The organism is Gilliamella apicola, assembly GCF_003202915.1.
Lineage (GTDB): Bacteria > Pseudomonadota > Gammaproteobacteria > Enterobacterales > Orbaceae > Gilliamella > Gilliamella apicola_Q.
In genome coordinates, this window is the sequence record NZ_QGLP01000010.1 from 95,778 (window position 1) to 108,204 (window position 12,427).

Consider the following 12,427-nt stretch of genomic DNA (forward strand, 5'->3'; position numbering starts at 1 on the left):
AGCTCTTATCAAATGATTCTAATTTGATAAGAGCCATCACATGAAAAATAAAAACTTTACTATTCATACCCAACTCAATCAGCAACTAATTACACACCTAAATAAATTACAAGATAGATACTCAAAAATTTTACCAATTCGAATCGACATTCATTATGCTAAGGATGATAAATTCAATACAAATATTCATATAGCGAAACAAGAAATCACATGCTTACTTTTTCAAGCAATGCAATTTGAACTAGATATTGTAGGGTATGCTGTTGTTATGGAGTTCAATCAAAATAAACATATTCATTTCCATGCTATTTTTTATGTAAATGGTCAAAAAAGGCAAAAATACTATCCTGTTTATGTTGTATTAGAACGTGCATGGCATGAACTGACTAATGGTTACTTATATGACTGTCAACGCAATAATTATTGTATAAATGGGTTAAAAATGATAAACCATCATGATCATGAAGCATTTCGTTCGGCTTGTTATATGCTAAGTTATTTAGCTAAAACAGAACAAAAAGAGCCATTTAAAAAACGTTATAGTGATTGTCTCTTTTTAAGTGAAGTTCCTCCACCTAGCCATCGTGGAAAACCAAGAACACTCGGTGTAAGTAAATTTTTAATACCTCTCTCTATTTAGTAATACAAAAACAGTTTACTTAATTTTGGAAAATTACAATGAGTCTTTAGTACGTTTATACAAATAAAAAAACAGGCTCATTGATATAGCTCCAATTCATATAGAGGAATAAAAAATAGATAAATATTATGCTCTAATACTAAATAAGCTAAAAGCTCATGATAAATCGCTACTTACACGTTATGGAAAGTTATATCCAGTCTGAATGGGTTTTGCCTATCAGAGGCAATATGGAGTAGATACATATATGGATATGTTAAACTTATCTGATTTAACATTACTTTCTCCAAATATTTTAAGTACCGTTTGGATAACAGCTTTTTGTTAATAATTTGTTTTTTACTTCTCCTCCATTTTATATTTTAACTTTACACAATATGCAATCTATGAAGCGATTATAAATTCAGTTGCCAATTGTTATAAAAGTGGAATCTGTGCAGTGGAATTAGTTTTCAAAAACAACTTGTTAAAAATTTTTTAGCTAGAATAGTAAAATCAGTATAGAAGAAAGAAAATTCTATTCATAGTGTATTAACGTATAAAGGCATAACTAAATTTATTGATCGCTTGTAACGATCAATAACTTAAACATTGATCGGCACAAACAATATGACAATAGGTAATACATTTTTGATAATAGTTATATTATTTAATCCAACAATAATTTAAGGAAATAATATGGCTAAGTATGACTGTAGTGAATGTAATGGAACAGGAGTAATTCCTTGTTCACTTGAATATGGTGAGGAACCTCATCCGGATAATTGCCCTGTATGTGGCGGAGATGTAAATTTTACTTTTCCATGCCCAGAGTGTTCGGGACATGACGATGAATAGTAATATTATAAGTAGCATTAAATGGATTGGTAAAAAACTTTATCAATCTGGGCAATTAACTATAACTTATGTATTACCTGCTATAGTTGAAGGCACGGCTAAAATTATATTAAATTCAGATAAAACAACCGATGAACAAAAGGCTCGCGCTAAACAAAATTTAGTACGTTATGGAAAACACAAGTAGTATTATTAATTGCTAATTTTATTCTTAAAGCAAACATTATAAATATGTTTGCTTTATATAATTTTTATATGGCCTACAAACACTCTTATTATAAATATTTATAAATAGATATCATTAATTGAATATACCACTATTTATTTCAATTATATTTTATTATAAGGAGTGTACAATGCTAATTTACCTCATATTTCAATTAATCCTACTCTATTTAATAGAACTCAATTTATCTTACTATCATTTTCATTCTTTATTTAAGTCGACAAATAAGGAATTATGATATGTCAGATAAATTACCTTTACTACTTGATAAACTCTATCAGCTTTGTTTGACCGGTGGTTATGGTTTAGCCTCGGCTTATACATTAGCTGAACAACATAAAACTCGTTTTCCATTCCATTCCGATAGCCTTGATAAACTAATTAAACAAGAAGCTGATAAAGCAACAATGGCCGGATTTATAACAGGATTAGGGGGAATTTTAAGTTTAACTATTACTCTACCAGCAAATACTTTAAGCGTATTATTTATTCAAATGAGATTATCAACAACCATTGCGATACTACAAGGCCACGATGTACGTGATACACGAATAAAAATATTAATTTATTTATCATTATGTTTAATATCTAGTAAATTAAAATTACAACAATTTTGTTTAGCAACTTTAATGAAACAGCCTAATGAAATATTTCGGCAAATAAGTCTTTCCATCACAAAACAACTAATCGTTATTTTAAGTACAAAACAAAGTGTAAAATTAATTAAGGCTATCCCAGCAATCGGCGGTGTAATGGGAGCAGTTATAGATCGTATTATTACTTATCGTATTGGCCAATTTGCTAAAAATCAATTTAATCAATTCAATTAGAAAAATAACACTAATAATTATTTATGCAAAAATTCATCTAATTATGAATTTATCTGATTTATTTCCGTTTTTTATATAAAGAAATCGTGCGTTAACCAAACTTAACAGGAGAAAAAATGAAAACTTCCTATTCAACAAAATTCACTGAAACAATAGCGTTAAAATTGTTCGAAAAGTAGATGAAAATAGAAAATAACCAATTCACAAAATCTAATCAAATCATTGACTATCTTAGACTAAGATTAGAACAAAATGAAAGAGTACTCTTTGTTGCTAGGTATCTAAATAATCAACATCAGTTAATTAAAATATGAACCCTTTTTATGAGGACAATTAACTCTTTGGAAATCTATCCCTGAGAACTAATTAAGCAAGTATTTAAGTATAATGTAGTAGCTGTTATTTTTGTCCATAACCATCCATCAGGTAAATCGTAATTTAGTAATGTAGTTTGTAATATCAATCAAAAGTTAACAAAAATATTAAATATCGTTGATATCCGAATATTAGATCTGATTGTCTCAACAATCGTATTTTTCTTTTGCAGAGCGAGGTTGGCTCTAATTTTAAAATGTCTTCAAAGTAAATAATTGATCGTTTTTAACGATCAATAAGATCTTATTGATCTGTTTAAACGATATGATTTTATTTAAATAATCGATGAAAATATAAACTTAATTAAAACAATAGCTAACTTGCGTCAAATTAAGTTTCGGGTACCACACAAAAATATAATTTAAGTAAAGTTAATTAATTCTTTTTTCCATAAGGAATAGCAATGAAAAAAATAACAATTATTTTATCAGTACTAACTCTCACGGCGTGCGGAGACTCATCACAGGTTAAGCAAGTTAAAGATTATGTGTATGATAATATCGACTCAACTCTTACTGTCGGTAATGCGCTTGATAACCGAAATATCTGTAATAAAATGAAATGGGATTCATATAAAGATGAACGAGATCGAAATATTGTTGAATATACTTGTGAATTTAAAAAGGATCGTCCAAATCAATTTTTAAACCTAACATTTTCTGGTATAGCAGAAAATTTAAAAACTATGTTTGTAGATAAAAATATCAATATTACATTAGATGATTATGAAAAATTTAAAACAGAAGAAGAACGAAATAAGAATGTTAATTATCCCCATTATACGGTGTATAAAAATTACATTGATGCAAAAGCTAGAAGTTACATTGAAGCAAAAACAAGACTAGTTATTTATGAAAAGTTAAAGAAAGCACTTCTTGAAATAGAAAAAAACGATGCTTTAACTCGCTATCAGGAAAATAGAAAATATCTTCTATCAAATAAAGAAACAATCATAAAAGAAATCAGAGAAGGAGAGAGATATAAAGAAGTTAATTATCTTGGTCAACATGTAATTAGTTGGTATAGGCAGAATAATGTAATCGAATCTATTTATGGTAGTGAACAAGGTAATGATGGAATTATAAGTTATAATCAATTTTTTTATGACAAAAATTCTAGAAGAGAAGCTATAACCGATATAGATAATAAAGATATTGCTAAAAGAACAAAACAAATTGAAGAAGATATAGACTCTATTAATGAAATATTAAAAAAGCATGGTTTAAATTTTGAAAGGTTTTATAAGAATACACAATACCAACTAAATAAAAAGGTTGAACTGTTTGATCTTCATGATGACTATTACTCCAGATTGGTTTATCTACATCTACTTCAAGGTAATTCAGCCAAGAATATAACCTTAAATACGAAGGATGGTAAAAAGACATTATCTGTTAAAAATTATCAGGAACTTTTGGCCTATTTGGAGGGAGTAGAAAATGGCATAGTCAGAGATATTGTAGAAAAAGTAATTGATCCATATAATCAAAACCTAACTAACGAAATCAATCAATTTGAAAAACTCAAAAAAGATATAAAAACTGAAAGTTATCAGCAAAAAATAAAATGGGTCCTAATAGGTGAAAGAAAGCCATCATTAATGAGTTGTGAGTTAGAATTTAAAGTCGATGGATATCCCCCCGTAAAATCCGACTCAAGTATGTCATCATCTTGCTTTCAAAATGCCTATAAAAGTAACTATGTTGATCAAATTTATAATCAACCCATTATGAATTTTATAAATAGAGTTGCAAATTAATCAATTAGTATGCTTATAAACTGCTTTGTAAAAATGAGCAGTTTATGATCAAAAGTAGTAAAAAAATATTGTTGATACCTATCTATTGAATGTAATTAACCCACATCACTCAATAGAGGTACAACAATGTCAACATTCTTACCCCCTTTGGATGCACAAATACATCCTGATTACCTAGTTGATATGAAATATATCACCACACTTACAGGCATGACTGATAAATGGTTTTATGCTTTGATAAAGCAGAATAAATTTCCACTCCCTATAAAACTAGGAAGATCCTCGCGTTGGCGCCTAAAAGAAGTTGAAGCATGGATAAAGACTAAAACTAATTAACAGTTAAATTTCTATCACCCAAGCCACATAGTCAAATATGTGGCTTTTTTTATATCTAAATTTTTATAATTGAGGAATTCGTTATGTCCTTGACAGATTTAAAAATCAAATCCGCCAAACCATACAATAAACAATATAAACTTTCTGATGGTGATGGTTTATTCTTACTTGTTCATTCAAATGGTTCTAAATATTGGCGTTTTCGCTATTATTTCAATGGTAAAGAAAAATTAATGTCTATAGGCCAATATCCTAATGTTTTATTAAGCGAAGCTAGAAAGATACGAAATGAAGCCAAATCATTACTAGCTAGAAATATTGACCCGCAGGTAGAAAAGAAAGCAAAACAGTTTGAAGATGAAATACAAGTTACTTTTGAGCAAGTTGCACGTAAATGGTGTACCAATAACAAAACTTGGTCTGAGCCACATAGAGCAAAAGTACTACGAACATTAGAATTGTATTTATTTCCTAAAATTGGAGCTTATTCTATTTCAGCATTAACTACCCGTCAGTTAATTGTTCCAATTAAAGCTGTTGAAGAAAATGGTCGGTTTGAAGTCGCTAACCGATTACAGCAACTTACTTCAGCAATAATGCGCTATGCAGTGCAAAATGGTTACATCTCTTATAATCCTGCTCAAGATCTAAAAGGGGTAGTGAGTAAAGTAAAAGTGAATCATCGGCCTGCACTTGAACTCGAAAAAATACCTGAACTTTTAGAACGCATTGATAATTTTAAAGGACGAGAGTTAACCAAATTAGCAATAAAACTCTCTCTACTTATATTTATTCGTTCTAGTGAGCTACGGTTTGCTCGTTGGTTAGAAATTGATTTCGATAAAAAGATTTGGACTATTCCTGCTGAAAGGGAAGAAATTGATGGTGTACCTCATTCTCAACGAGGTTCCAAGATGAGAACACCTCATTTAGTTCCACTAAGTGATCAAGCAATTGAAATCTTAAAACAGATTCATGAAATTAGTGGCATGTACGAACTAGTATTTATTGGGGATCACTCAGCAAGAAAGCCAATGAGCGAAAACACAATAAACAAAGCATTACGTTCTATTGGCTATGATACCAAAACAGAACTTTGTGGGCATGGGTTTAGAACAATGGCCTGTAGTGCTTTGGTTGAATCTAATCTCTGGTCACGAGATGCTGTTGAGCGCCAGATGAGTCATCAAGAACGTAATGGTGTAAGGGCTGCTTATATTCATAAAGCACAGCACATTATTGAACGAACAAAAATGGTTCAGTGGTGGGCTGATTACTTAGATTCAATCCGAACTGAATATGTCATGCCTTATGAATTCAAAACTGCTTAAAAAGCACTCTACTATTTAATTCTCTTTTCAAAAATCAATTATTTTAATATCTAAAAATTTAAGGAGATGTTTATGCAAACATTACCGAATGTATCGTCATACCCTGAATCCACTGCGGTGGGTTCGGGTACGATCTCAGTATTTGTAACCAATTTAGGAAAATATAACGAAGGTGAGTTAGTGGGCGAATGGCTTGCCTTGCCAACAACATCTGAACAAGTAAAACAATGCTTTCAACGAATTGGTATTGATGGCATTAACTATGATGAGTATTTCTTAACAGATTATGAATCAACTGTCTATGGTGTATCAAATTATATATCAGAACATAGTAATCTTGATGAATTAAACTTTTTAGCCTGTAAACTTAACGAATTAAGTCATGATGAAATGGAAATTTATGAAGCAGTTATTGATGTTGGAGACTATGTTAATTCTATTACTGACTTAATTAATTTATCTGATAACTTAGATTGCTTTCAATCCTTGTCCAATATTTCTGATGAATATGATTTAGGTTTTTATTGGATTGCAGAAAGTGGCTGCTATAGTTTAAAAGAGCTAGGCAATTTAAGTAACTACTTTGATTATGAACGATATGGTCATGATATTGCATTTGAACAAAGTGGCACATTTTATTCTGGTAATTACATCTATTATACAGGTGAAAGTTTTAGTTCCGATTACGATGGTAAAAGTATTCCTGAAGAGTATTGTATTTTGACAGAACCAAATGATTTTGATGATTAGTTAATACCCCAATAAAGTTTATTTAAAGCTTTATTGGGGTAATTATTAATGATTATATTTTTTGTGTCATTATTTTTTAACTTGTTATGTATAAATTTTGTGAGTTATTACACAAAAATGTTACTATATTTGTATTAAATTTGAACTTAATGTCACGGGATTGGTTTGTTATAAACTGATTTTTAATTTCAAAAATTTATATCAATATGAATATTTTCTAAGCTATTAAACAAAACTGATATAATATTAATCAATATTTTTTGAAAGAATATTTAATTGTCTATTTGATAAATAATTAAAAGAAAATGAAATTTAAAGAAATTTACCCCATCAACTATGATAGAATTTATTATGTGAAAGATGAAACATTACAAGATTTTAGGTTAGAATCGCTGGCACCTAAGCGAACAGATCACAATATTGCATATTATTCCAAGATTATTAATGCTGGTATTCAAGATAACAGCGTACAAAATATTGCAATAACAGGTTCTTATGGTGCGGGCAAAAGCAGTGCTTTAAAAACATTCAAAGAAGACTACCCTAAAAAATATAAATATCTCAATATTTCACTCGCTAACTTTAGAGATAAAGACAATACTGGAGAAATACAATCAAAAATTAGGCTCAGTATTCTTCAACAAATTTTTTATCATGCACATATTAGAAAAATTCCTGATTCCCGATTTAAACGTATAAAAGCATTTAGCATTTGGAGTACCATTCGTTTTTTAATGATTTTAGCAATATTTCTAATCTCATTTTCAATTCTTTTTAAACCAGGAATTTTATCTGAACTTCCTTTAATTAATAAGTTATTGCTAAATTCACCGATGCATTATTTGATAGCATTAGTATATTGGTTCCTCTTGTTTGTATCATTATTTTATTTTTTGAAAATCCTTTATCACGCAAAGTTTGGAATTCACAGCATTAAATTAAATGCTAAAGGTGATATTGAAGTTAACGGGGAAAAGAAAGAACCTCATTTAATTTTAAATGAATACTTAGATGAAATCCTTTATTTATTTGAAAGAAAAAAATTTAATGTTGTAATTATAGAGGATTTAGACCGATTCAATGATATAACTATATTTGAAGAGTTGAGAGAGCTTAATTTTTTAATTAATAATGCCAAACAACTAAGAGGTAAAAAAGTAACATTTATCTATGCATTAAATGATTGCTTATTTGAATTAATTAATGAATCAAAATCAAACAAAGAAAAAAATAATATAAATCAGACAAAACTAGATTTTTCAAAGACAATTAAAAACAAAACTAAATTTTTTGATTTGATTATTCCTATAATACCATTTATAAACGTCACAAATTCTTATAATTTTCTGAAAATACGTAATAAAAATAGCAATGACCATTTATCAAATGGTTTTCTAAATAAGATTTCTTTTTATATTGATGATATGCGTTTATTAACAAATATCATGAATGAATATCAAATATACTGTGAACTAATAATTTCTCAAAATCAAAATTCTCTAAATTTAGATTATAACCAGCTTTTTTCCATTATTTTGATTAAAAATTTCTTTCCCCTAGAGTTTGAAAAACTACATTGTAAAGAAGAAAGCATCATAAGCAATATCTTTGATAAAAACAAAAAAATATTTATTAAAGATAAATTAAAAGAGTTACAGGAAAAAAAAGAGCGAGATGAGAAAACGGACGAACAAATAAAGCTATTATCTAATCCTGTTTTATTACGTGATTTAATTAATGAATTTGGTAATGAAATCACTTTTTTAACTGAAAATGAGCTTGTTGATTATCTGCTTAAGTATGGTTACTTAACAGAAGAATATTATTACTATATTTCATTACTTCATAAAGACGCATTATCAATTAACGATCACCTATTTATAAAACACTTTTTGCCAAGTGAAAAACAATTATCCTGTGATTTTAGATTAAACAACCTAGAGGGAGTGTATGATCGGATAACATTAGATGAAAAGGACTTTGAGTCAGTAAAAGTCTTTAATTGTGATTTAATTGATTATCTTATCCTTCATAAACAAAACAGCAAAACAAAATACTCTCACTTAGTGAGAATAAGCCAGTTATTTAACTTATATCCACAAGATACAATAAAATTAATTGATACATATTTCAAGAACAAAGATAAATATAAAAACTCTATTGCATATTTTATCTATTTATTTTGTCATCAATGGGATAATTTTTGGGAACATCTTCAAACGGATGATGAACAACAAAATATTTTTTATGCAAAATACATCCTTGATTATTTAGATATTAGTCAATTCAATCGTTTGTTAAAAAACAAATCCAAGCTTATTGAATACATTACAAATTGTAAAAGATATTTTAGTATATTCCAAACAGTTGATATTGGAAAATTAAACGATGTTATTAATTCATTAAACATTAAATTTAAATACATTGATCTTAAAGTTTCTATTTCAGAAATCGACTTTTTACTAAAAGGACAACATTATCAAATTAATTTCTATAATATTTTTTTGATTTTATATAGAAAGAAAAATTTATTAAGCTTAAGCGAATTTAAGAAAAAAGGTTATTCTATAGTTAACAATAGTACAATAACTTCACTGATAGATTATGTCGATACTAATCTAAGCACTTTTATCTCAGAAGTAATGTGTGCTCAACAACCAAATAACGCAATTGAAGAAGATGAAGATCTCATTATTAATATACTTAATAACGATGTAACTGTTGATTCAAAAACTATATTAATTAAAAATCTTAAGAACTCGTTATCTCAATTAGATAATATCCACTATAAAGAAATATGGCCAATCGTTATAACAGAAGAAAAAATAGTACCCAAATGGGAAAACATTATTACCTATTATGATGAAAATCAACTGGATGAAATTTTAACTACTTATCTTCGCAAAAGTAATATTCAGGAAAAATTAACTTCAGATATAACAAATAATGAAGAATTTATTAATGATTATATTATTCAAGAGTTACCTCTTGAAGGAGTTATCAGAAGTCTTTCAATGGATGAAGATTGTTTTTTATCTGTGCTAAATAATGAAGATTTAGAAAGAGCTATAAAAATTAAGATTATAAAAAGTATAAATACTAAAAATTATGTAACAAATATAGAAGATATTAAGGAACGTTCCTTATGGACGGAAATATTTTCAAAGAATTTAATATCTACAAAACTAATCAATGTACTTATATACTACGAAGAAGAACAAGAAGAAACATTAGATGAAGCATTGATTAAATATCTTAATAATAAAGAGAATTATAATCAATTGCGAAAAGATACAATTACTGATTATAACTATATAGATATTAATCAATTATTTGAACAATTATTAAAAAAAGATACTATTTCAAGATCTAGCTATTATGCTTTAGTAAATATATTTGATTCACATTCATTTGACTTTTTAAAACTCGAAGCAAACTCTATTGATTCCAAGAAAGCAATGTTTGCGATTTATAAAAAACTGATTGTTTTATCTCCAAGCAATTATGAAAAATTAAAAGAGTTAAACTTACATTATTATTTAGTTAGAAAGTCATATGATAAATTTATCGATGACTTGGAAAATTACGATATTAATGATGATGATTTAAATATTTTACTTGATTATCCTGCTAAACTTGAATCGAAAAAATTATTATTGACCAAAGATGAAAATGAAACCATTACTTATATTAATGAATATGGTTTAGAAAAATTAATTAAATTTAATTTGTTAGATGATGAAGCATTAATAATTAATTTATTCAATAATGAAAATTTAGAGTTTTGTCGAATAGAAGAATTAGTTGAAAAACTTCCTATTAAGATAAAAAATACTTCAACTATTAATAATGTTGATATTCAAACATTGCTTTTTGAGCAACAAAAAGTTGAAGTTTTATGGAAAAATATTTATCACTATTATGAAGAGTGTGCCAAAAAAATTAATCGAACATTAATTGATTTTTTTAATATTGAACAAAATACAAAAGAATTGATTAAGACAAAAATTGAAATTGAAACATTATCAACTAACAAACAAGATAAAATAAGTTTTCAAGCCTCTATTTTACGTCAAAATGAAATTGATGATGACATTTACTTTATGTTTGCAAATATTTTTCCACATTGGAATTCCATATATCTTTCAACACTTTCTGATAGTAAAATCAATTATCTAATTGATAACCATATTTTGAATTTAACTGACGACAACTACAAATTATTAAAAAATAAATTTCCAAATAAACATATTAATTTATTGGAAACGCATGCTGAATTATTTCTTAAATTTGAAAGTTCGGAGAGACTTAATCTTATTAAAATAATAAAAGGTAGTGATTATCTTTTATTGTTCAAATCAGAAAAATTTAATGAGAAGAAAAGAATTAAGATTATTGAAAAAATTCCTGAAAACGTAATTCAAACAGATAATATTCTTGCTCAGAAATTATTAGATATGTTTAAAAATAAACGTAATCATAACTATCCAATTAGTTTACTAATAAAAATATTTATTGGTAACGGAAATGAAGATAACAAACTAAAATTAGTTATTAAAAATTTACCTAGATTAACTAATCCAAATATAAGCGAATTATTAAAAAAAATACCTAGTCTCGAAAAAGTTGGAAAGTGTGCAACTTTAACGATTGATTATAATAGGAAATATAAGCCATTTTTTGAATTATTATTAAAGAAAGGGTATTTAAAAAAACTCAAAATAGAAACTAATCTAGTTAAAGGTAAAAAAAGAAAACAATTTAAATTAACAAAAGATTAATTTGGGTTTTAATGAAATTATAGTTAAAGTTTTATATTGGTAATATACTAAAAATTAAAGCTGATAATGAAAAGTATAATGTATATTTACAATAATATTTAAGAGGGGGATACAACCTCGGATACATTCCCTCACCTAAAATCCCTCAATCCTCTTCCTCCAATACTTTAAGCAGTATCTTCGATTCCGCGTCCGGGCACCAATCACCAAATTCTGAGACCTGCTTCTAGCAGGTTTTTTATGTCTAAAGCTTTTTAGATAAGTCTTTAAACTTATTTCACTACTTCCCTAGTTCAACTAAAATTATCCCTAAATCAAGAAAAAAGGATATATTTAGTTCAATAATGACATGTTTTCTTAGAATGACTTTAAAGTTTTTAATTACAAAAATTTTAAAAGAATTGCTTAGTTTTTTATTTTAACTATTAAAAAATTAAACATATACAAGGGAAATAAAGCAGATATTTGAAGATAACAATCTATAAAGCTACAAACTAAATAAATCATGATGTGTATTTTGTATCAAATATTTAATGTGAGCTTTGAATATCAATGTGAAAAT

General features: G+C 27.3%; 10 protein-coding genes. All 10 read left to right on the forward strand.

What is annotated here, in order from left to right; genetic code table 11:
* Positions 1-40 precede the first annotated feature (40 nt).
* The 10 genes from DKK79_RS13665 (at position 41) to DKK79_RS13705 (ending at position 11,865) form a co-directional block, all read left to right on the forward strand.
* Positions 41-640, forward strand: coding sequence for an inovirus-type Gp2 protein (locus tag DKK79_RS13665; protein ID WP_110424535.1), 600 nt, complete (start codon positions 41-43; stop codon positions 638-640).
* A 678-nt stretch (positions 641-1,318) separates the two neighbouring features.
* A complete protein-coding gene (locus DKK79_RS14560) occupies positions 1,319-1,477 on the forward strand; it encodes a hypothetical protein (RefSeq protein WP_165755212.1) in 159 nt (52 codons plus the stop codon).
* Positions 1,470-1,664, forward strand: coding sequence for a hypothetical protein (locus DKK79_RS13670; protein ID WP_086356975.1), 195 nt, complete (start codon positions 1,470-1,472; stop codon positions 1,662-1,664). Before DKK79_RS14560 ends, DKK79_RS13670 begins: the two co-directional genes overlap by 8 nt.
* 278 nt (positions 1,665-1,942) lie before the next feature.
* Positions 1,943-2,533, forward strand: a complete 591-nt coding sequence (locus DKK79_RS13675) for an EcsC family protein (protein WP_110424536.1) — start codon at positions 1,943-1,945, stop codon at positions 2,531-2,533.
* A gap of 365 nt (positions 2,534-2,898) precedes the next feature.
* Positions 2,899-2,970: a JAB domain-containing protein gene (locus tag DKK79_RS15010; protein ID WP_110424621.1), complete on the forward strand. Its 72-nt coding sequence runs from the start codon at positions 2,899-2,901 to the stop codon at positions 2,968-2,970.
* A gap of 341 nt (positions 2,971-3,311) precedes the next feature.
* A complete protein-coding gene (locus DKK79_RS13685) occupies positions 3,312-4,667 on the forward strand; it encodes a hypothetical protein (RefSeq protein ID WP_110424537.1) in 1,356 nt (451 codons plus the stop codon).
* A gap of 126 nt (positions 4,668-4,793) precedes the next feature.
* Positions 4,794-5,003 (forward strand): helix-turn-helix transcriptional regulator, encoded by a 210-nt coding sequence (locus tag DKK79_RS13690; protein ID WP_110424538.1) that lies wholly within the window; start codon positions 4,794-4,796, stop codon positions 5,001-5,003.
* 83 nt (positions 5,004-5,086) lie between these two features.
* Positions 5,087-6,334: a tyrosine-type recombinase/integrase gene (locus DKK79_RS13695; protein WP_110424539.1), complete on the forward strand. Its 1,248-nt coding sequence runs from the start codon at positions 5,087-5,089 to the stop codon at positions 6,332-6,334.
* A 72-nt stretch (positions 6,335-6,406) separates the two neighbouring features.
* Complete coding sequence (locus tag DKK79_RS13700; RefSeq protein ID WP_110424540.1) at positions 6,407-7,084, forward strand: antirestriction protein ArdA; 678 nt, start codon at positions 6,407-6,409, stop codon at positions 7,082-7,084.
* A gap of 305 nt (positions 7,085-7,389) precedes the next feature.
* The gene (locus DKK79_RS13705) at positions 7,390-11,865 is read left to right on the forward strand and encodes a YobI family P-loop NTPase (RefSeq protein ID WP_110424541.1); all 4,476 of its coding nucleotides are present in this window, start codon (positions 7,390-7,392) and stop codon (positions 11,863-11,865) included.
* Positions 11,866-12,427: the final 562 nt, after the last annotated feature.

What these genes read in the sequence shown, in the direction of transcription:
- DKK79_RS13665 (WP_110424535.1), top strand. Translation starts at nt 41, where the DNA reads ATGAAAAATAAAAACTTTACTATTCATACCCAACTCAATCAGCAACTA.
- DKK79_RS13675 (WP_110424536.1), top strand. Translation starts at nt 1,943, where the DNA reads ATGTCAGATAAATTACCTTTACTACTTGATAAACTCTATCAGCTTTGT.
- DKK79_RS13695 (WP_110424539.1), top strand. Translation starts at nt 5,087, where the DNA reads ATGTCCTTGACAGATTTAAAAATCAAATCCGCCAAACCATACAATAAA.
- DKK79_RS13670 (WP_086356975.1), top strand. Translation starts at nt 1,470, where the DNA reads ATGAATAGTAATATTATAAGTAGCATTAAATGGATTGGTAAAAAACTT.
- DKK79_RS13690 (WP_110424538.1), top strand. Translation starts at nt 4,794, where the DNA reads ATGTCAACATTCTTACCCCCTTTGGATGCACAAATACATCCTGATTAC.
- DKK79_RS14560 (WP_165755212.1), top strand. Translation starts at nt 1,319, where the DNA reads ATGGCTAAGTATGACTGTAGTGAATGTAATGGAACAGGAGTAATTCCT.
- DKK79_RS13700 (WP_110424540.1), top strand. Translation starts at nt 6,407, where the DNA reads ATGCAAACATTACCGAATGTATCGTCATACCCTGAATCCACTGCGGTG.
- DKK79_RS13705 (WP_110424541.1), top strand. Translation starts at nt 7,390, where the DNA reads ATGAAATTTAAAGAAATTTACCCCATCAACTATGATAGAATTTATTAT.
- DKK79_RS13685 (WP_110424537.1), top strand. Translation starts at nt 3,312, where the DNA reads ATGAAAAAAATAACAATTATTTTATCAGTACTAACTCTCACGGCGTGC.